This is a genomic window from Micromonospora inyonensis (assembly GCF_900091415.1).
GTDB classification, from domain to species: Bacteria; Actinomycetota; Actinomycetes; order Mycobacteriales; family Micromonosporaceae; genus Micromonospora; species Micromonospora inyonensis.
In genome coordinates this window covers 2075082-2093229 of sequence record NZ_FMHU01000001.1, presented here as the reverse complement: position 1 = coordinate 2093229, position 18148 = coordinate 2075082, and the positions used below count along the sequence as shown (strand labels likewise).

Genomic DNA, 18148 nt, shown 5'->3' with positions numbered 1-18148 from the left:
CACCCAATGCGAATCACCCAGCGGCCCCGACCACCACCCCAGCCCTCGGCCATCTCGCCTCCGCGGATCAACCCCGCGTGCCACCACTCATGTCCGCAACCAGCTCGGCACCGGTGGCCTCGGCGTTCACCCCGACACAGCGAACCAGGTCCACCTCCTCGCCCTGAAATCCACCGCCGCACCCATCTCCACCAACAGCTCCTCGTCGCTCAACGCAATCATCCCGTCACCCTCATCTGTTACCTCACGACTGAAGCGCGGCAGTGGGTTCACCACCCCGACCGCACGTTCCGAACAACGATGAATATCAGACCGCGCGGGCTCCGACCTGCTCAGCCTCGGCGCGAGCCTCCCCGCTTTGCTGCCGCTCGTGCACTAAAGGACGTCTCGTAACTCGGTGAAAGCGGCCAGGCAAGGGGTCGGCGCTCAGCCGGCGACGATGATGTTGTGAGATGAGCGATGCCGGAAGCGGTGTCGGCCAATGTGCTGGCGGCACGCCGGGTAGTCCCGCAGGATCTTGAAAGTCTTCATGCGGGCCAGGGCCTGAAGGATGGACGCAGGTTCCCCGGACGTTCTCGCAGATCACGGCTCTGGGCTGCTGGATCTGGCGGATCGCGCGGAACATCTCCGGGAACATGTTGCGCTTGTCCTCATCACCCCTGGCGACACCGCCCAGGCTGAACGGCTGACAGGGGGGCCACCAGCGAGAAGGTCCACGCGGTCCCACAGGTAGTCGAACCCCACCTGGCGCACGTCGCCCTGGACCAGAGGCCATCGCTCCGGCCGCGAATGCTGTTACCGCCGCCCAGGCACCTGGGCGACGAACGCGCGCCAGGACTCGGGGGTGAAGGCGAGCGTGCCGCCCGACCGGTCCTTCGTGTCCCGCACGAGAACCACCCCGCCCAGATTGTCCGCCACCTCGACGCAGGCCCCACCGTTAGAGGACGAACGGCTCGCCTTGCGCCACTTCGGGCCGGTCACGTCCATGTCTTCGCCACTTCCCTGAGGAGGTCGAGACTCTGCCTACCGGGAAGCGCCTCGCCGCGCAGCGCGTCCCATGCGAGAGCCAGCCTAGCGCCTCGGTCTTTCATTTGGGCGGCCGTTCATAGCTGCTATTCGATGAAGTCGGTTCGGGGTTCGGGCGTCAGCTTGGTTGGCATGCTGACGGCCCGGCGCGGGGCCGGGTTCCTCCGTGTTGCTGGTCGGGGCGTGGGGTGTGGGGTCAGCCGGCGGGTCTCGGTAGTCCGGCGAGGCGGTGGAACGCGCTGGTCAGAGCGTTGGTCCAGGGCCAGTTGGCGGCGATGGCGAGTCGGGTCCGGCGGGCGGTGCGGGTGAGGCGGGCGGCGACGTGGAGCAGCCGGTAGCGCAGTTTCTTCGGTTCGGCGGCGGCGAGGTCACCGTCGAGGAGCAGGATGCGGGTCCAGGCGAGCAGGTCGATGCCGGTCAGTGCGAGGTGCAGCCAGGCCTGGTTGATGGCGAAGTGTCGGGACGGGAACCGGCCGAAGCCGGTGTCCTTGCCGGTGCGGATGCGGTCCTCGACGCGGGCGTGAGCCCGGTGCCGGGCCTCCAGGTGTTGGATGCTGCCGTTGCCGGGCGGGGTGTCGGTGGCGACGACCTGATGCCGCCAGCCTTCGATGGTGTCGAACAGCGATAGTTGGGCGCCGGGGTGTGGGCGTTCCCGGCGGACCAGGAACCGGGTGCCGGGCGGCCAGCCGGCCGCGTCGAACAGGCCGGTGATCTCGCAGACCTCGGCATGTTCACGTAGGTCACCGGCGGTGTCGACGGCGGGAATCCAACCGGTCGCAGCGCGGATCGCCGCCCGCACAGGTTCGGTGATCGCGGCGCCGACGGAGAACCGGATGTCCAGGTGCTGGTCGCGCAGGCTGCGGATGTGGGCGAGGAACCCGTGGGTGGAGCCGGCCGCATCGGCGCGCAGCAGGATCGGGGTGCCGTGCCGGATGGCGTCGGGGATCTGGGCGAGGGCTTGGTCGAGGACGGTGATGTGGTCGGCGGTGGTGTTCGACCCGGCTCGGCCTTCCCGCAGCACACCGGCGAGGGCTTCGCCGGTGTTGTCCAGGAAGCACAGCAGCGGGTGGTAGCCGAACGTCTTCTTCCAGGTCCGGGTCGCTGCTTCCTTCTCCGAGTGGCAGAGCACGATCGTCGCGTCGATGTCCAGGACCAGACCGTCGACCCGCCGGCCGGCCACCATCGGCTGCGGCAGGTCACCGCGGGTGTCGGCGTGCTGGGCCCAGGCGATCTCGCGGGCTCGGGCCCGCGCGGCCCGCAGCTCGGCCAGCATCGGCTCGTCCAGTCGGGACAGCAGCCGCCAGGCGGTCGGGTCGGAGGCGACCGGCCCGAACAGGGCGGGCTGGTCCCGCAGCACCGCGAGATCAGCGATGGCCTCGCCGCCGTCGGCGAGCATCACCGCCAGGTCCACGGTGACACGGCCCGGATCGTGCCCGCCCTGCCGCTGCCGCAGTCCTGCCAAGGCCTCACCGAACGCGCTGGTCAGCCCGGTCACGTCGGCCAGATCCGCAAGCAGGCGGGCACCGACGTGGCCCACCACGCCCCGTCCACCACCGGTGACCGCGATCTTCGGACGTGTTGCGGTAGCCTTCACCCAGCAAGTGCCTTCCGTGACAGGAACATCGGACCCTCAGCAAGTCCCATTTTCCCTGATCAAAAGGCACTTCTTTGCTTCCTGCCCACCCTGTGGACCGCCCTTAACGAAGGGCCGAGCCTAGCAACGTCATCAGGCCGATCAACGACTTGGCCAGACAGTTGGTTGTCGATGTAGCCGGCTCTGCCGCTGTCTGGCAGATCCGCCACGATGAAGCCTCCCGCAAGGGCGGGATAGAGGCCAGCCGATAAGGGCACGACATGCACCTGAATATTCGGCTGTTCGGCGAGGCCGATCAAATGATCGACCTGCTCCGCCATGATCTTCGTGCTACCGCAGGTCCGCCTAATGACCATCTCATCCAGGACCAAGAAGAGTTGCGGAACCGGACTGCGTGTCAGACAGGACTGGCGACCCATGCGGGAACTCCACTCGCTGATCAACGTCTTCGGCTGACAGCCAGCCGTTCGACAACGCCGCTCGGGCATACGCCTCGGTCTGGAGCAACCCTGGGACATACGCGGGCTCGTACCAGCACAGAATGACAGCTTCGCGCTCGTACTCGATCCACTCCCGCAACCAGACCGGCGTGCCCGCGTCTTTCACCAGGTCTTCCCAGAGGCTGAGCAGGATTCCGCCGGTCTCCAGGGCTTCGTCCACGGCCTTGAGGTACTCCGGCTTGGGCGGCTTGACGCCGGTCTCGATCGCGCTGACGTGCGTGTTCGAGTAGTGCACCCGCTCACCCAGCGCGTCCTGGGTCAGTCCGGCGGCCATCCGCCGCCGACGCAGCTCGCGCAACAGGAACTCGGACGGCGAGATTCCCACATGTTTCTCCACTCTCCTCGGTCCACGTCGCCGTACCCCCACCCAGCCCGAGACGGTCACCCACGGTCGTCATGACAAAGCGGAGTGTTCGGAATCCTGGGGCGAGGCGGGCACGCTGTACACCCACGGTCACCACGACATCGTCGAAATGCCGAAAGAGGGAGGTCCCGTGCCCCGACACCATTCCGTCCCGCTCGCTCCGCGTCACCGCCGCGACTGGCGTACGGCCTGGCGGCGCTGTGGCTGCGGCTGCGCCTGGCCCTGCCCGGACCGGTACCTGTCGGTGCCGGTCGAGCCGGCCGTCGCGCCGGTGCCGCCCGCGTACCCGCAGGTCAGAAACGTGCCGGTGGCCAGTGCCGCCTGGGCGGTGTCCGGGGTGGCCGACGAGTTGCGGGAGGCGTACGTCGCGGTCGGCGCGGCCGTCGTCCTGCTGGAACGGGTGCGGGTCGGGGCGACGAATCCCGCTCTGCGCGCGGCGCAGCGGGGTGCCGATCACGCGCTGGACCTGGCCGACGAGGCGGAGCGGCTGCCGGGGAACAGCTCCGGGCCGCCGGGGAGGACGGCCCGACCGTCGAGGCGGCGACCGGGGAATGAGCACGGGCCGCCGGGCAGCTCGAACTGACCGCCGCCGCCCTGCGGGAGACCGTCGCCGCGCTCGCGGCGCAGTTTCCCGCGAACGCGGCGGACCCGGCAGGGAGAGGTCGACGGCCGTGATCTACCTGACGGCAAGCGGCTCGGGCCGCACCAGATCCGGAGCGTTGAATTCGACCGGTGCTGGCGCGGACTCGCACCGGACCAGGTCCGCTCCCATCTCGACCGGGTCGCCGGGGAGGTGGAGCGGCTGCACCGGCACATCCGGGCCGTGGAGGCCGACGGCGACCGGATTCGTCAGGCGCTGCGCCGCTGGCAGTCCGAGTACACCCAGCGCCGGCCGGCGGACTCCGGCCCTCGGCACGGGCGGTGGTGACGTTGAGCCGTTGGGTCCTGCACCTGCCGCTGACACTGCCCAGCCGGGCGTACGCCGTCGCCCTCGTGGTCGCGCTGCGCGACTCCCTCGGGCACGTGCCGGAACTGGACTTCGGGGAGGCCACCGTCAGCGCGGAGGACGACCAGTCGCGGCGTACCCGGATCTGGTGTGACGCGCGGCTGGGCGCCGGACGGCGGTGTGTGCTGCCGATCGGGCACGACGGGAGGTGCCGGTGACCCGGCGGGCGCATGGACGGGGCAGCTCCACAGCGTGCCGACGAACTTCCCACCGAGCGGACCCGGGCCGGGCCGCCGAACAGCCTGCGAGCTGCCGCTTCGGACCCGGCAGAATGGTCCGGCCAGGGCACCCGCCACGCCAGGACCGTTGGGAGAAGCATGGGCCACGACCACAGCCGTCCCACCGCCGCCGCGCCGCCGCGCGTACGGCGTGTCCTGATCGCGACCGTGGTCCCGCTCTTCCTGGTGACCCTGGTCGCGGCGCTGGTGCTCTGGCCCCGGGACACGCCGTCGGTCGGCGGCGGCGAGGACGCGCCCCGCTACCACGGCACGGTGACGCGGGTGGTGACCGAACCCTGCCCACCTGCCCCGGAGACCCCGGAGGGGACGACGGAGGGGCCGTGCGGGACCGCCACGGTGACCGTCGACACCGGGCCGGACGCCGGGCAACAGGTCGAGACGGCGCTGCCCGCCGGGCCGGGGTCGCCCTCGGTGGAGGTCGGCGACGAGATCGTCCTGGTGGTGCTCACCGACCCGGCCGACCCGACAGTCAGCGCCTACAGCATCGCCGCCCACCAGCGGGGCAAGCCGCTGATCTGGCTGGCCCTGGCGTTCGCCGTCGCCATCGTCGCGTTCGGCCGGTGGCGCGGCCTGGCCGCGCTCGGCGGGCTGGCGGCCAGCTTCGCCATCCTGCTCACCTTCGTCCTGCCCGGCATCAGCGCCGGGCAGGCTCCACTGCCGGTGGCGGTCACCGGCGCCGCGCTGATCATGTTCGTGGTGCTGTACCTCACCCACGGGGTCACCGCGCAGACCTCCGTCGCCGTCCTCGGCACCCTGGCCAGCCTGGTGCTCACCGGCCTGCTCGGCAGCCTGGCGACCGCGTTCACCCACCTCACCGGGTACGGCTCCGAGGACGCCACCACCCTGTCGATGTTCCAGGCCGACGTGGACCTGCACGGGTTGCTCCTGGCCGGGATCATCATCGGCTCCCTGGGCGTCCTGGACGACGTCACGGTCACCCAGGCGGCCACGGTCACCGAACTGGCCCACGCCAACCCCGGTCTCACCCGGCTCCAGCTCTACCGGGCGGCCACCCGGGTCGGCCGGGCGCACATCGCCTCGACGGTCAACACGATCGTGCTCGCGTACGCGGGCGCCTCGCTGCCCCTGCTGCTGTTGCTGACCGCCGACGCGCGCGGAGTCAGCGAGATCGTCACCAGCGAGTTCCTCGCCCAGGAGATCGTCCGCAGCATCGTCGCGACGCTCGGCCTGATCGCCGCCGTACCGATCACCACCGGCCTGGCCGCCCTGGTGACCACCGCCGGCCGGGGTGGTACGCCGACCCGCCGGCTGCCCCGGCCCGCCGGCGAGCGGGACGAGGCCCTCGCCGCGCTGAGCGGCCCCCGGGCCGCCACCGGAGCGACCGATTCCGCACCCGCTCCGGGCCGCCCGGCGAACACGGATCCGACCTGGTGACACTCCATAACGTCACCGCCATCCGGCCTGATCTTGACAAATGTGACAGGAGCGACGGAGAACAATAGGGAAATAACGCTTTTGGTCGGGATCCGGGCGTAGAACCCCATGCCCGCCGTCAGGTAACCTCGCTGCCGGTTACCGCCGAAGGCGCGCACCGGCGCCAGCGGGGCCACCGCCTAATCGCCCACCGGCGAACCGGGGAACCAGGTTCATGGGGTGCATCCGCGTCAGCGGTAGGGGCCACTTCCGCCCCGAACCCGTCAGCTAACCCGGTCGGCGGTCGACGGAAGGGAAAACTGTGACGGCACCCCTACGCCGCTGGCTGAAACCTGTCGTGGCCGTGCTCGCCGCCCTCGCCGTGGCCGCCGGGCCCGCGCCGGCGCTGGCTGAGCCGTCGAGCCCGTCGGGGCACGACGGAGAACAGCCCAAGCTCCTCAACGAGGTCATCGAGGAGGCGAACCGCAGCTACACCCAGGCCCAGGCCAAGCTGAGGGCCTCGACGGACCGTCAGCTCGCCCTCGCCTTGGAGGTCGAGCGGACCCGGAACGAGTTGAAGGCGCTCACCCCGCAGGTGGCCAAGATCGCGGTGCGGTCCTACATGACCGGCCGGGTCGGCCCCACCTCCATGCTGCTGGACAGCGACACGCCCGACTCGTTCGTCAGGCGGGCCGGCGCGCTGGACGAGATGAACATGGTCAACAACAAGAAGGTCGCCGCCGTCGCCGCCGCCAAGGAGCAGGCGGAACGGGCCAAGAAGGCGCTCGACGCCGAGGTGCTGGAGGAACGGAGGCAGGCCGACATCCTGAAGAAGCGCCAGCGCGAGGCGGAGCGGTCACTCGCCCTCGTCGGCGGCGTCGGGTTGACCGGTGGCCTGGTGGACGCCACCTCCCCGATCGCCCGGCCCGGCCCCGGGCGGGACAGCAACGGCAACTGGCGCCCGCTGGGCTGCACCGAGGACGACCCGACCACCGGCGGTTGCATCACCCCACGCACCCTGCACATGTACAGGGAGGTCAAGCGGGCCGGCTTCAACCTGTTCGTCGGGTGTTACCGACCGGGCGGGCCGTACGAGCACCCGAAGGGGCGGGCCTGCGACTGGTCGCTCCAGAAGTCGGGGTTCAGTAGCTGGGACACCAAGGCGGAGCGGATGTACGGCAACAACCTCACCGCGTTCCTGGTGCGTAACGCCGACCAACTCGGCATCTACTACGTGATCTGGAACAAGCAGATCTGGTTCCCGGCGACCGGCTGGAAGTCGTACAGCGGCCCCTCCGACCACACCGACCACGTACACGTGTCCATGCTCTGACCCCGAGCCGAACGAACACGGGCCCCGCCTCCACACATCCGGGAGAGCGGGGCCTGTTCGCGTGACCGGGTCGACGCCGGTGGGCCACCAGGGCCGCCGGCCACCCGCACCGCCGGCCGGGCGGAGGTCAGCTGCCGGAGGGGGCCGTGAAGGCGGCCGGGCCGGCGACGAGGGTGACGTCCTCGCTGGCGGGCATCGCGCGGACCATCCGCACCTCGCCGGCAGCCAGGCGGTACGACATGCCGACCACCGCGCACCGCCCGTCCCGCACCGCCCGATTCAGGGTCACCGAGCGCTCCAGCAGCAGTTCGATGGTGTGGTCGATGTGGATGTCGACGATCCCGTCAATGTCGTCGACGCCCTCCCTGGCGGCCCGGCGGAGGCTCGGCACCACCGCGCCGACGACCGCCCCCAGGTAGCCGGAGGGCGTCGCCCCGGTGCCGTCGGCCTCCCGGGCGGCCTGCACGGCGCCGCAGGAGTCGTGGCCGAGGACGACCACCAGTGGGGTCTCCAGGACGGTGATCGCGTACTCGACGCTGCCGAGCACCTCGGCCCCGACGGTGTGCCCGGCGGTCCGGACGACGAAGAGGTCCCCGAGGCCCCGGTCGAAGATGATCTCGGCGGCGAGGCGGGAGTCGGAGCAGCCGACCAGGACCGCGAAGGGATGCTGCCCGTCGGCGACCGCGGTTCGGTGACCGGCGTCCTGGTTGGGATGCAGCGGGCTGCCGGCGACGAAACGCCGGTTGCCCGCAAGCAGCTCGTCCAGCGCCTGCGCGGGACTCGTCGGAGGCTGCTGCATAGCAGGAACGGTCATGACTTCCCCACCCCTTCTCCGGGCCGGCCCGCACGGACGCATGACGAGGGCGGACACGGCTCGCCACCACGGTCACACGGAGCGCAAACCACGTCAAGGGATACGTGATATGCGTTTCAGGTGTTGACACCGGAGGGCGCGGCGGTGAATGCGAAACGAAGGTCATAACATGACGGTCATGGCGACGACTCAGCGTGAGAACGGGAGCCAGCGCAACTGGACCTTCCTCACGAACCACGCACACGTACTGCTCGCCATCGCCCGCAACCCCACGGCCCGGCTTCGAGACGTCGCCGACGAGGTGGGCGTCACCGAACGGGCCGCGCAGGCGATCGTGGCCGACCTGGAGGCCGGCGGGTACCTCCGACGCACCCGGGTCGGTCGACGCAACGAGTACACGGTGAACCCCGCCGGGCGGTTCCGGCACCCCGCCGAGGCGTACCAGCACGTCGGAGCCCTGCTCGCGCTCTTCGCCGAACCGGGCGACGAGGAGCCGACCCCCGCCCCCTCCTCCGCATCCTGAGACCGCCCGGTCGGCTCTCAACCGTCCGCTGTGGAGCGATGCTCCGCACGGCGCGCCGGACGTGGCGGGCGGGCCGCGTCCCCGGCTCGAACAGCGGCGACGCGTCCGGGGACGGGCGGTGGATCCGGTCACACCACGGTCGCCGACGGGCGACCGGGCGGTCCGACCGATAGGTTGGAACGGTGCAGCCGCCCGCCTTCGTCCGCCCGCTCCGGCCGACGATGCTGCGCGCCCTGCGCGTCCTCACCCGCCTGGCACTGACCGCCCTGGTCCTGACGCTGACCTTCGGCGGGACGACCGGCGCCCCGGCCGAGGCGCCGCTGGCGTCCGCGCCCCAGCTCCGGCCGGTCCCGGTCGCCGTCGTCCCGCAACCGACCGTCCGGCCGGTCAGCGCCCCGGTGTCGTCCCGCCCCGTCGGGGACCGGTGCGACACCGGACAGCCGCCGGTTTGCCCGATCGACGATCTGGGCACCGCCCCCCGGGTGGGCACCCTGCTTCCGCCGCCGGCCGCCGACCCGGGGCAGCGGCTCCCGGGCCGACGCGCACCGCCCCGGACCTGACCGACCGCCCGCGACCGACCGCCCCGGACGTTCCTGTCCTCCGCCGGTCGACGTCCGCCGTGGGCGGGGACTCCCGAGGCGCTCGCGCCCCCGTGCCCGTCCGGACCGGGCACCCGTCGAGTCCTGTCCCGTCCGTCCCGTCACGAGGTGCTGGTGATGCAGACCGTCCTCTCCTCCGTCCTGATCGACGTGCCCCGCGCCGCCGTCATCTGGCTGGCCCTCCTCGGCGTGGTCGTGGCCGCCGTCGCCACCCTGCTCGTCCGCCCGGACTGGTTCCGCGCGGCCAGCCGGATCCGACAGGCCGTCCTCCCTCCCCATCTGGAGGTGGCCCGGGAACGACAGGACCTCGACCGCTACACCGAGGAGGTGGCGGTCGCCGCCGAGCGGGCCACGGTGACCGCCGAGCGCCGGCGGGCCGAATGGCTCGCCGCCCAGGAGGCGGTCGAGGCGGCCTGGCAGTCGTGCCAGGACGCCGAGGCGGCGCTGCGCCGCCTGGACGCCGCCGCGGCCCTGCCCCTGCCGCGTACGCCACAGACCCCGGCCGAGTACGCCGACCGGGAGCGCTACCTGCACCAGGCCGCGCTGGCCGCGCACGGGCGTCAGGAGCTGTCGAAGGAGCAGCTCGACGACGCCATCGCACACCGCAACGGATGGGACCCCCGACGGCACCCGGTCGAGCAGGAGCTGGTGCTGCGGCGGGCCGCCCGGGACCACCTGCTCGCCCGGCACCGCGCCGCCGCCGAGCGGGAACGGGCGGCGTGGCACGACGCGGAGCTGGCCGCCGCGTCCGCCCGCAGTCTGCGGGAGGAGGCGTACGCCGCCACCGGCCGGAGGCCCGAGACCTCCGACGTACTCCCCCTGCCGGGGACCGAGCAGCCGACGCTCGCCGGGAACCGCCCGGTCCGGGCGGAGTTCCACCAGGGTCGCGCCGCCGTCGCCTGACCACGGACCGGACATCCGCCCCGGGCCCGGACGATCGTGCCATGATCGCGGTGACCGGCAGACAGGGGACGACATGCGGCAGCGCACCGGGGGCGGGCACCATCTGGACCCGCACGACGAGCGGGTCGCCGCGTTCTGCCGGGAACGGCACCTCGCGACGCTGACCACGTTGCGCCCCGACGGCACTCCGCACGTCGTACCGGTGGGGGTGACCTTCGACCCGGAGGCCGGCCTGGCCCGGGTGATCACATCGGGAACGTCCCACAAGGCCCGTCACATCGCCGCCGCCGGGCCGGCGGGGACACCGGTGGCGGTGTGCCAGGTCGACGGCCGGCGCTGGCTCTCCATCGAGGGCCGGGCGGTGGTCCGCACCGACGCCCCGGCCGTGGCCGAGGCGGAACGCCGCTACACCGAGCGGTACCGCCCGCCCCGCCCCAATCCGGCCCGCGTGGTCATCGAGATCAACGTCGTCCGTCTTCTCGGGAACCTCTGACTCGGCACCGCGGACTCCCGGGCTGATCCCCGACACCCCGGCCGGGCTGCCCTGGCGGCGGTGCGGCGAACTCCCGGGCGGACGGGCGGAATGGCTGGCCGGGGCGGGCCGTTGACACCTCGGTACGCCCCGGCAGGGGCGATCCCCTGGACAGCCGAAACGCCTGACTCGGTGCAGGTGCCCGCGCCCCGGCCCCCGGCGCGGACGTCAACCCCCGAAGGAGCTTCGACATGAACCGGATGCTGCGCACAAGCATGCTGTCGGTCGCCGGGCTGGTCCTCACCGGCGGCGCGATCGCCGGACCGGCCGTGGCCGCCCAGGCCGCCGCGCCCCCGCCGGCCGAACGGTTCCCGGCCTCGTCGCCCCGCGCCGACCAGGGTGACCGGAATGACCGCCGGGACGACCGGGACCGCCGGGACGAGGGCCGGGACCGCCGGGACGAGGGCCGGGACCGCCGGGACGACCGTGCCGACCGGGACCGCCGGCGTGAGCGTGCGGTCGGCATCGAGTACCAGGCCCAGCCGAACTTCTACTACTGCGGACCGGCCGCGACCCGGATCGCCCTCACCGCGGCCGGCAAGCACCTGAGCCAGCACGAACTGGCCAGGAGGCTCGGCACCACCGAAGCGGGCACCAACTCGGCCGAGGACGTCACCCGGGTGCTCAACGAGCTGACCGGCGGCTACCGGACGACGGAGATCCGGGAGTCGGCGGCCAGCCGTGAGCAGATCGAGCGGCTGCGCGCCGACGTGGTCGACGCGTTGGAGGCCGGGGATCCGGTCGTGGCGAACATCAAGGGCAGCGCGGTCGACACCGACGGCCGGGTGCACTCGTTCCCGGGCGGCCACTACCTGACCGTGGTGGCATACCGCGACGGCGGCGACGTCGTCCGGATCGCCGACCCGGCCGACCCGGTGGGCGAGTACTGGATGACCACCGAGCGGCTCGCCCACTGGATCGCCGAGCGCGGGTACAGCTCCTGACCGGAGCGGACGTCGCGGTCGTTCAGCCGGACCGCCACCGGGGCCGGTCTCCTGTCTCAGGAGACCGGCCCCGCGTCGTGTCCGGCCCTGCCGGCGCACCGGATTCACCCGACGTCGCGGATTGATCGACGGAACGCAGGGTACCGAGGGAGCATCCGCAACGATTCGCACCGGCAGGGGGCAACGACATGACCAATCCACAGGCCACGGCGGGCCGGGACGTCATCGACGTCCTGACCAGCGACCATCGCGAGGTCGAGGCACTCTTCGTCGAGCTGGAGAGCCGGCAGGGCACCCCGGAGCACCGCCGGCAGCTCGCCGACGTGGTGATCGCCGAGCTGGTCCGGCACAGCGTCGCCGAGGAGGCGTACGTCTACCCGGCTGCCCGGAAGGCACTCCCCGACGGCGACCAGGTCGCCGACCACGAGATCTCCGAGCACTCCGAGGCCGAACGGACGATGAAGGAACTGGAGTCGGCCGACCCCACCGACCCCCGCTTCGACCAGATCCTCGCCCACCTGACCAGCACGATCCGGCACCACGTGCAGGAGGAGGAGGCCGACCTCTTCCCCCGCCTGCGGGCCGCGGTCGCGCACGAGGAACTGGTGGAGCTCGCGGAGAAGGTCGAGGCGACGAAGAAGATCGCCCCGACCCGTCCGCACCCGGCCGCTCCGGACCACCCGCCCGCGAACAAGCTGCTCGCTCCCGGCACGGGCCTGATCGACCGGATGCGGGATGCGCTCAGCGGGCGTCCCACCAGCAGGGAAGAGCTGCGGGAGAAGCAGCGCCACTGACCGGACACCGGCCGAGGCGGCACCGCCGTCGTCGCCGGTCCTCTGTCGCGGCGCCTCCGGGGGCGGGCACGGCCCACGGGGGCGCCGCACCACGCGTCGTCCCGGCCTCACATCTCCGGGGCGATCCGCCGGTCGCTGGCCGCGTCGGAGACCCGGATGGCCTCCATCGGGCAGGACTCGGCCGCGTCGATCACCGGATCCGCCGGCTCGATCAGTTCCTTCCGGGGACAGGACAGACTGTCGACGAGGACGAAGTGGTCCGGCGCAGCGCCTGTGCAGATGCCGGATCCGATGCACCGGGTGGGATCGACACTCACCCGCCACGACGAGGTCACCGGGGTCTCCTCTCGCTCACCAGCTCACCGGCAGGCTGGTCAGGCCGCGTACCAGCAGGCCGGTCTTCCAGGTCAGTTCCGGTTCGGGTACGGCGAGCCGCAGGCCGGGCGTCCGTTCGATCAGGGTCTCCAGGACGACCTGGAGTTCCATCCGGGCCAGCTGCGCGCCGACGCAGTGGTGCACGCCGTGCCCGAAGGCGATGTGGGGGTTGACCGGGCGGGCCAGGTCGATCCGGTCCGGCTCGGCGAAGACCCGCTCGTCCCGGTTGGCGGAGTGGATCGAGACGACCACCGGTTCACCGGCCCGGACCAGCACGCCACCCACCTCGACGTCCTCGATGGCGTAACGGGGGAAGGCGGCGGTCGCGCCCAGCGGGACGAACCGCATCAGCTCCTCGACGGCGCTCGGCACCAGACCGGGCTCGGCGCACAGTCGCGCCCACTGCTCGGGGTTGGTCAGCAGCACGTAGACCAGGTTGGGAATCTGGTTCACCGTGGTCTCGTGCCCGGCGGCGAGCAGGCCGGCGGCGAGCCTGACCAACTCGTCCTCGCTGAGCCGGTCGCCGTCGGAGTCGCGCATACGCACCATCGCGCCGATGAGGTCGTCGGTGGGGGTCGTCCGGCGTTGCTCGACCAGCCCCGCCATGTACCCGAGCAGGTTGTCGACGTACTCCCGGGCCCGTTCCGGGCTGAGCGCGGTGGTCGAGACGATCGCCTCGGACCAGGTGTGGAACCGGTCCTGGTCGCTGACCGGCACACCGAGCAGGTCGCAGATGACCCGGATCGGCAGCGGTGTCGCCAGGTGGACGACCAGATCGGCGGGGGCGCCGGCGGCGATCATCCCGTCGACCAGGTCCCCGGCGACCCGGCGGGTGCCCGGCCGGAGCTGCTCGACGCGGCGGGCGGTGAACGCCTTCGCCACCACCCGCCGCAGTCGCGTGTGCTCCGGCGGATCCATCCCGAGGATGCCGGACTCCCGCTGCTCCGGCACGTTACGCGGCTCGTCCCGCCCGACCGAGGCGGCCCGGCTGAACCGGGGGTCACCGAGGATCATGCGGACGTCGGCGTGCCGGGTGGCCAGCCAGGCCGGCTCGCCGTAGGGCAGCTGGACGCGGACGAGTGGCTCGTCTCGGCGGAGTTCGGCGTACCGGGGATCGAGGTTGAGCCGGTCGGGCGGGCTGAAGGGATACGGGTGCGCGATCGTCTCGGTCACCGGATGACGTCCTCTCGTCGGCGGCCGCGCGAGCGCGGCTACGTCCGCGGCCCACGACCCGACGTCGAGTCATGGCCTGACTGCGGATAGTAGCGAGAGTGGTCGATCCTGGCCAGAGCCCCCGGCCCGCCCCGGAGCCTTCAGCGCACCTGGTCGCCCTCGCCGGTACGCGTCTGGGCCTGGTCCACCCCCTTGTCGATCTGCTCGTCGTACGTGCCGCCGGTGCGCTGGTCGATCATGTCGCCGCCCTTCTCCAGCCCCTGGTCGACCTGCTTGTCGTGCTTGTCGGCCAGGTCCTTCGCCTTGTCCATGAAGTCACTCACGGCTTTCCCCTCCCGGTTGTCGGTCCCTGCCTTCCCTCGGGCCGGAGGGGCAAACAGTTCGCCCTGCCCGCCGACCGACCACGCTTCCTCCGCGGTCTGCGGACAGACGGATCGCGCCCGTGACGGACCGGGATCATTCCGCCGGGGGTGTCGGGAGCGGGACGGACGGGTACCTCCGGGCCGGGATCGAGGAGGGCCGACGTGATGAATGGCGACGAGGGACGTACGGCGGACCGGCCCGTGGCGGGCGGACTGCGGGGAACGTGGGACCGGTTGCCCTGGCTGGTGCGCTCGATGGTCATGTGGAGCGCCTGCCTGGTGCTGGTGGTCGCCGCCCTCTACCTGCTCGGCAGGATCGCGGTGCTGCTCGCCCCACTGGCCATCGCGCTGGCCGTGACGCTCTTCCTCACCGCGCTGCTCGACCCGGTGACCCGGCTGCTGCGCCGGCTCCGGTTGCCCGCCTCGCTCGCCGCGCTGCTCACCGTGCTGCTGCTGCTCGGCGTGCTGTTCGGCACGGCCGCGCTGGTCTGGAGCCTGACCGCCGGCCAGTTCCGCGACCTGGCCGGCGAACTCGACCAGGGTGTGCAGCGGACCCGGGACTTCGTCACCACTACGCTGCCGGTCAGCGAGGCACAGCTCGACCGGCTGACCGAGCAGGCGCGCGCCGGCATGGACCGCAGTTCGCCGGATCCGGTGTCCGGCGCCCGGACCGCCGCCGAGGTGGCCGGGTCGGTGCTGCTCTCCCTCGTCCTGCTCTTCTTCCTGCTCAAGGACGGCCGGGCGATGTGGCACTGGGTGCTGCGGCGGATCTCCGAGCGGAACCGGGCGATGGCCGCCGCCGCCGGGCGGGCGGGCTGGCGCACGCTCGGCGCGTACAGCCGGGGGACGATGATGATCGCCCTGATCGACGCGGCCGGCATCGGGCTGGCCCTGGTGCTGCTCGGTGTGCCGTTGGCCTTCCCGCTGGCGCTGATCACCTTCATCGGCGCGTTCGTGCCGATCATCGGGGCCACCGTGGCCGGCACGGTCGCCGTCCTGGTGGCACTCGCCGCCAACGGTCCCGGCACGGCGCTGCTGGTGCTCGCGGCGGTGATCGCCGTTCAGCAGACCGAGGGAAACCTGCTGGAGCCCTTGATCATGAAGCGCCAGGTACGGCTGCACCCGGCGGTGATCCTGGTGGCGGTGACCGCCGGCACGCTGGTCGCCGGTATCGCCGGCGCCTTCGTGTCGGTGCCGATCGCCGCCGTCGCCTACCGCGTGGTGGACACCATCCAGCGGTACCGCCAGCAGGCCGCCCGTCAGCAGGCCCTCGGCCTGCCGGATGTCGCCGGGCCCGGCCCGGAGGCCGGCCCCGCCTGACGCCGGCCCCGGCCCTCCGGGGGTCGGGCTCAGCGCAGGTGGGTGGTGAACCAGCCACCGGCCTCGTCGGCGACCTGTTCCAGGGTGCCCGGCTCCTCGAAGAGGTGCGTCGCGCCGGGCACCACCCGAAGCTCGCCCACCCCGTCGAGCCGGGACAGGGCGGACTCGTTCAACGCCAGCACCTGCTCGTCCCGGCCGCCGACCAGGAGCAGGCTCGGTGCACGTACCCGGGACAGGGCGGCACCGGCCAGGTCGGGGCGACCGCCCCGGGAGACCACCGCCCGGACCAGGTCCGGCCGGTCCGCCGCCGCGACCAGCGCCCCGGCCGCCCCGGTGCTCGCCCCGAAAAGGCCGATCGGCAGCCGCCCCAGCGCGGGCTCGGCGGCCAGCCAGTCGACGATGCCCACCAGCCGTCCGGCGAGCAGGCCGATGTCGAAGCGGAGTTCGGCGGTCCGCTCGTCCACCCGCTCCTCCCCCGGGGTCAGCAGGTCCACCAGGACGGTGGCGAGCGCCCGGTCGTTGAGCGTGTGCGCCACGGCCATGTTGCGCGGACTGCGCCGGGAGGAACCGCTGCCGTGCGCGAACAGCACCACCCCGACCGGTTCGGCGGGCACGAACAGGTCCGCGGTGAGCGCAGCCCCCGAGGGTGCGTTCGCGACGGGTATCGCCGTCTCGGTGGTGCGTACGTCCATGGTCCGACCTCCGCAACCGCCGGCCGCTGCGCCGGCTCCGCGTGCGTTACCCGGCTTGGCCGCCGGCACGCCCGCCACCGGGCCACGACGAGGTACGACCCACCACGGGTCGCTGGCCGGCGGTGGCGGGTTTGCCGGTGCTGCGCCCGGGTAGCCGTGGGCGACCGGCGGGCGACGTCCGCCGCGGCAGCGGTGGCGGCGTGCTGGTTGCTAGTGTTCTGCGCCGGAAATTCGCCTACAAAATCGGGCGAGTGAGTCGAGGATCTCTTCGGCGGTCTTGGTCCAGACGAACGGGCGTGGATTGCTGTTCCAGTCCGCGATCCACGCCCGGATGTCGGCCTCGAGACTCTGGACGCTCTTGTGTGCGCCTCGGCGGATCTTTTGTTCGGTGAGGTAGCCGAACCAGCGTTCGACCTGGTTGATCCACGAGGGTCCGGTCGGCGTGAAGTGCATGTGGAAGCGGGGGTGGCGGGCGAGCCAGGCGCGGATGGCCGGGGTCTTGTGAGTTCCGTAGTTGTCGCAGATCAGGTGCACGTCGAGCTCGGCTGGCACGGTCTTGTCGATGGTGGCCAGGAACTTCTTGAACTCGGTGGCGCGGTGCTGGCGGTGCAGTTGGCTGATCACGGTGCCGTCGGCGATGTTGAACGCGGCGAACAGGCTGGTGATGCCGTTGCGGGCGTAGTCGTGGGTGCGGCGCTCGGGCATGCCGGGCATCATCGGCAGCACGCGCTGTGAGCGGTCCAGGGCCTGGATCTGAGATTTCTCGTCCACGTACAGCACGACGGCCCGTTCGGGCGGGTTGTGGTAGAGGCCGACGACGTCGACGACCTTCTCGATGAACTGCGGGTCGGTGGACAGCTTGAACGTGTCCGCCCGGTGCGGTTTGAGCCCGAAGTCCCGCCAGATCCGGCCGATCGTTGACTTCGACAGCCCCGACCGCTCGGCCATCGACTTGCGGGACCAGTGGGTGGCGTTGCGCGGTGTCCGCTCCAGGGTGGCGACCACCACTTGTTCGACCTGGTCCAGGCTGATCGACGGGGGCCTGCCCGGCCGCTGCTCGTCGATCAGCCCATCAAGGCGTTCGCGCAGAAACCGCCGCCGCCATTTGCCCACGGTGGACAGATGCACACCCAGAGCGGTTGCCACATCCGTGTTCGACGCGCCTTCCGCGCACCCCAAAATGATCTTCGCGCGCATCGCCAGGACCTGCGCGGACTTCGCCCGCCGTGACCAGCGCACCAACGTCGCGCGTTCCTCGTCGGACAACACCAGCGGCGGGATGGGACGCCCGGTCCTCGGCATCCCACCACCCTACACCCACTTATGAGGCGAATTTCCGGCGCAGGACACTTAGTGCACGAGCGGCAAAGCAGGGAGGCTCGCGCTGAGGCTGAGCAGGTCGGAGCCCGCGCGGTCTGATATTCATCGTTGTTCGGAACGTGCGGTCGGGGTGGTGAACCCACTGCCGCGCTTCAGTCGTGAGGTAACAGATGAGGGTGACGGGATGATTGCGTTGAGCGACGAGGAGCTGTTGGTGGAGATGGGTGCGGCGGTGGATTTTAGGGCGAGGAGGTGGACCTGGTTCGCTGTGTCGGGGTGAACGCCGAGGCCACCGGTGCCGAGCTGGTTGCGGACATGAGTGGTGGCACGCGGGGTTGATCCGCGGAGGCGAGATGGCCGA

At 71.7% G+C, this 18148-nt stretch carries 23 protein-coding genes, 1 pseudogene and 1 riboswitch; of the genes and pseudogenes, 13 read left to right on the top strand and 11 right to left on the bottom strand.

Annotation, left to right across the window (positions count from 1 at the left end; all coding sequences use genetic code 11):
- Positions 1–307 precede the first annotated feature (307 nt).
- From GA0074694_RS34115 to GA0074694_RS33590, 5 genes are all read right to left on the bottom strand, one after another.
- Positions 308–775 carry a DNA cytosine methyltransferase gene (locus GA0074694_RS34115; RefSeq protein WP_425413586.1) on the bottom strand — a complete coding sequence of 156 codons (468 nt, stop codon included), beginning with the start codon at positions 773–775 and terminating at the stop codon, positions 308–310.
- Positions 776–795: 20 nt separating this feature from the next.
- Positions 796–987: a DUF397 domain-containing protein gene (locus tag GA0074694_RS09575; protein WP_091455714.1), complete on the bottom strand. Its 192-nt coding sequence runs from the start codon at positions 985–987 to the stop codon at positions 796–798.
- A 235-nt stretch (positions 988–1222) separates the two neighbouring features.
- Positions 1223–2620 carry an IS1380 family transposase gene (locus tag GA0074694_RS09570; protein ID WP_091455710.1) on the bottom strand — a complete coding sequence of 466 codons (1398 nt, stop codon included), beginning with the start codon at positions 2618–2620 and terminating at the stop codon, positions 1223–1225.
- Between the two features lie 59 nt (positions 2621–2679).
- A complete protein-coding gene (locus GA0074694_RS33595; RefSeq protein WP_281189836.1) occupies positions 2680–3039 on the bottom strand; it encodes a DUF5753 domain-containing protein in 360 nt (119 codons plus the stop codon).
- Positions 2978–3457, bottom strand: coding sequence for a Scr1 family TA system antitoxin-like transcriptional regulator (locus tag GA0074694_RS33590; RefSeq protein WP_281189835.1), 480 nt, complete (start codon positions 3455–3457; stop codon positions 2978–2980). The genes GA0074694_RS33595 and GA0074694_RS33590 overlap by 62 nt, the downstream gene beginning before the upstream one ends.
- A 157-nt stretch (positions 3458–3614) precedes the next feature.
- On the opposite strand from GA0074694_RS33590, the gene GA0074694_RS09560 reads away from it, so the two are divergent.
- From GA0074694_RS09560 to GA0074694_RS09540, 6 genes and pseudogenes are all read left to right on the top strand, one after another.
- Positions 3615–4067, top strand: a complete 453-nt coding sequence (locus GA0074694_RS09560) for a hypothetical protein (protein ID WP_141714008.1) — start codon at positions 3615–3617, stop codon at positions 4065–4067.
- Between the two features lie 126 nt (positions 4068–4193).
- Positions 4194–4265, top strand: a pseudogene (locus GA0074694_RS33585) (DivIVA domain-containing protein); the annotation flags it as partial.
- A gap of 12 nt (positions 4266–4277) precedes the next feature.
- Positions 4278–4412: a hypothetical protein gene (locus GA0074694_RS33580; protein WP_281189834.1), complete on the top strand. Its 135-nt coding sequence runs from the start codon at positions 4278–4280 to the stop codon at positions 4410–4412.
- Complete coding sequence (locus GA0074694_RS09550; RefSeq protein WP_091458907.1) at positions 4409–4648, top strand: hypothetical protein; 240 nt, start codon at positions 4409–4411, stop codon at positions 4646–4648. Before GA0074694_RS33580 ends, GA0074694_RS09550 begins: the two co-directional genes overlap by 4 nt.
- Positions 4649–4807: 159 nt before the next feature.
- The gene (locus GA0074694_RS09545; protein WP_091455697.1) at positions 4808–6124 is read left to right on the top strand and encodes a YibE/F family protein; all 1317 of its coding nucleotides are present in this window, start codon (positions 4808–4810) and stop codon (positions 6122–6124) included.
- Between the two features lie 166 nt (positions 6125–6290).
- Positions 6291–6421, top strand: a riboswitch (cyclic di-AMP (ydaO/yuaA leader).
- 4 nt (positions 6422–6425) lie between these two features.
- Positions 6426–7436 carry a coiled-coil domain-containing protein gene (locus GA0074694_RS09540; RefSeq protein WP_091455694.1) on the top strand — a complete coding sequence of 337 codons (1011 nt, stop codon included), beginning with the start codon at positions 6426–6428 and terminating at the stop codon, positions 7434–7436.
- Positions 7437–7563: 127 nt separating this feature from the next.
- Here the strand turns inward: GA0074694_RS09540 and GA0074694_RS09535 are convergent, their stop codons facing one another.
- Positions 7564–8250 carry a carbonic anhydrase gene (locus tag GA0074694_RS09535; protein ID WP_281189833.1) on the bottom strand — a complete coding sequence of 229 codons (687 nt, stop codon included), beginning with the start codon at positions 8248–8250 and terminating at the stop codon, positions 7564–7566.
- A 169-nt stretch (positions 8251–8419) separates the two neighbouring features.
- On the opposite strand from GA0074694_RS09535, the gene GA0074694_RS09530 reads away from it, so the two are divergent.
- From GA0074694_RS09530 to GA0074694_RS09505, 6 genes are all read left to right on the top strand, one after another.
- Positions 8420–8773: a helix-turn-helix transcriptional regulator gene (locus GA0074694_RS09530; RefSeq protein ID WP_091455688.1), complete on the top strand. Its 354-nt coding sequence runs from the start codon at positions 8420–8422 to the stop codon at positions 8771–8773.
- Between the two features lie 182 nt (positions 8774–8955).
- Complete coding sequence (locus tag GA0074694_RS09525; protein WP_091455684.1) at positions 8956–9333, top strand: hypothetical protein; 378 nt, start codon at positions 8956–8958, stop codon at positions 9331–9333.
- 156 nt (positions 9334–9489) lie between these two features.
- A complete protein-coding gene (locus GA0074694_RS09520) occupies positions 9490–10275 on the top strand; it encodes a hypothetical protein (RefSeq protein WP_091458905.1) in 786 nt (261 codons plus the stop codon).
- A 73-nt stretch (positions 10276–10348) separates the two neighbouring features.
- Positions 10349–10768 (top strand): pyridoxamine 5'-phosphate oxidase family protein, encoded by a 420-nt coding sequence (locus GA0074694_RS09515; RefSeq protein WP_091455681.1) that lies wholly within the window; start codon positions 10349–10351, stop codon positions 10766–10768.
- Between the two features lie 230 nt (positions 10769–10998).
- The gene (locus GA0074694_RS09510) at positions 10999–11751 is read left to right on the top strand and encodes a C39 family peptidase (protein ID WP_245714612.1); all 753 of its coding nucleotides are present in this window, start codon (positions 10999–11001) and stop codon (positions 11749–11751) included.
- A 188-nt stretch (positions 11752–11939) separates the two neighbouring features.
- A complete protein-coding gene (locus tag GA0074694_RS09505; RefSeq protein ID WP_091455678.1) occupies positions 11940–12545 on the top strand; it encodes a hemerythrin domain-containing protein in 606 nt (201 codons plus the stop codon).
- Between the two features lie 107 nt (positions 12546–12652).
- On the opposite strand, the gene GA0074694_RS09500 is transcribed toward GA0074694_RS09505, so the two are convergent.
- The 3 genes from GA0074694_RS09500 to GA0074694_RS09490 all read right to left on the bottom strand — a co-directional run bounded on the left by GA0074694_RS09500 (position 12653) and on the right by GA0074694_RS09490 (position 14416).
- On the bottom strand, positions 12653–12880 hold the full coding sequence (locus GA0074694_RS09500) for a ferredoxin (RefSeq protein ID WP_091455674.1): 228 nt from the start codon (positions 12878–12880) through the stop codon (positions 12653–12655).
- A gap of 16 nt (positions 12881–12896) precedes the next feature.
- A complete protein-coding gene (locus tag GA0074694_RS09495) occupies positions 12897–14093 on the bottom strand; it encodes a cytochrome P450 (protein WP_176737833.1) in 1197 nt (398 codons plus the stop codon).
- Between the two features lie 140 nt (positions 14094–14233).
- Positions 14234–14416 (bottom strand): antitoxin, encoded by a 183-nt coding sequence (locus GA0074694_RS09490; RefSeq protein ID WP_091455669.1) that lies wholly within the window; start codon positions 14414–14416, stop codon positions 14234–14236.
- A 204-nt stretch (positions 14417–14620) separates the two neighbouring features.
- Here GA0074694_RS09490 and GA0074694_RS09485 point away from each other — a divergent pair, with 204 nt between their 5' ends.
- Positions 14621–15775: an AI-2E family transporter gene (locus GA0074694_RS09485; RefSeq protein WP_091455665.1), complete on the top strand. Its 1155-nt coding sequence runs from the start codon at positions 14621–14623 to the stop codon at positions 15773–15775.
- 29 nt (positions 15776–15804) lie between these two features.
- On the opposite strand, the gene GA0074694_RS09480 is transcribed toward GA0074694_RS09485, so the two are convergent.
- The gene (locus tag GA0074694_RS09480; protein WP_091455662.1) at positions 15805–16467 is read right to left on the bottom strand and encodes a dienelactone hydrolase family protein; all 663 of its coding nucleotides are present in this window, start codon (positions 16465–16467) and stop codon (positions 15805–15807) included.
- 210 nt (positions 16468–16677) lie between these two features.
- Complete coding sequence (locus GA0074694_RS09475; RefSeq protein WP_091455658.1) at positions 16678–17769, bottom strand: IS630 family transposase; 1092 nt, start codon at positions 17767–17769, stop codon at positions 16678–16680.
- Positions 17770–18148: the final 379 nt, after the last annotated feature.

What these genes read in the sequence shown, in the direction of transcription:
- GA0074694_RS34115 (WP_425413586.1), bottom strand. Translation starts at nt 775, where the DNA reads ATGGCCTCTGGTCCAGGGCGACGTGCGCCAGGTGGGGTTCGACTACCT.
- GA0074694_RS09575 (WP_091455714.1), bottom strand. Translation starts at nt 987, where the DNA reads ATGGACGTGACCGGCCCGAAGTGGCGCAAGGCGAGCCGTTCGTCCTCT.
- GA0074694_RS33595 (WP_281189836.1), bottom strand. Translation starts at nt 3,039, where the DNA reads ATGGGTCGCCAGTCCTGTCTGACACGCAGTCCGGTTCCGCAACTCTTC.
- GA0074694_RS09545 (WP_091455697.1), top strand. Translation starts at nt 4,808, where the DNA reads ATGGGCCACGACCACAGCCGTCCCACCGCCGCCGCGCCGCCGCGCGTA.
- GA0074694_RS09535 (WP_281189833.1), bottom strand. Translation starts at nt 8,250, where the DNA reads ATGACCGTTCCTGCTATGCAGCAGCCTCCGACGAGTCCCGCGCAGGCG.
- GA0074694_RS09530 (WP_091455688.1), top strand. Translation starts at nt 8,420, where the DNA reads ATGACGGTCATGGCGACGACTCAGCGTGAGAACGGGAGCCAGCGCAAC.
- GA0074694_RS09520 (WP_091458905.1), top strand. Translation starts at nt 9,490, where the DNA reads ATGCAGACCGTCCTCTCCTCCGTCCTGATCGACGTGCCCCGCGCCGCC.
- GA0074694_RS09515 (WP_091455681.1), top strand. Translation starts at nt 10,349, where the DNA reads ATGCGGCAGCGCACCGGGGGCGGGCACCATCTGGACCCGCACGACGAG.
- GA0074694_RS09510 (WP_245714612.1), top strand. Translation starts at nt 10,999, where the DNA reads ATGAACCGGATGCTGCGCACAAGCATGCTGTCGGTCGCCGGGCTGGTC.
- GA0074694_RS09505 (WP_091455678.1), top strand. Translation starts at nt 11,940, where the DNA reads ATGACCAATCCACAGGCCACGGCGGGCCGGGACGTCATCGACGTCCTG.
- GA0074694_RS09485 (WP_091455665.1), top strand. Translation starts at nt 14,621, where the DNA reads ATGAATGGCGACGAGGGACGTACGGCGGACCGGCCCGTGGCGGGCGGA.
- GA0074694_RS09480 (WP_091455662.1), bottom strand. Translation starts at nt 16,467, where the DNA reads ATGGACGTACGCACCACCGAGACGGCGATACCCGTCGCGAACGCACCC.
- GA0074694_RS09475 (WP_091455658.1), bottom strand. Translation starts at nt 17,769, where the DNA reads ATGCCGAGGACCGGGCGTCCCATCCCGCCGCTGGTGTTGTCCGACGAG.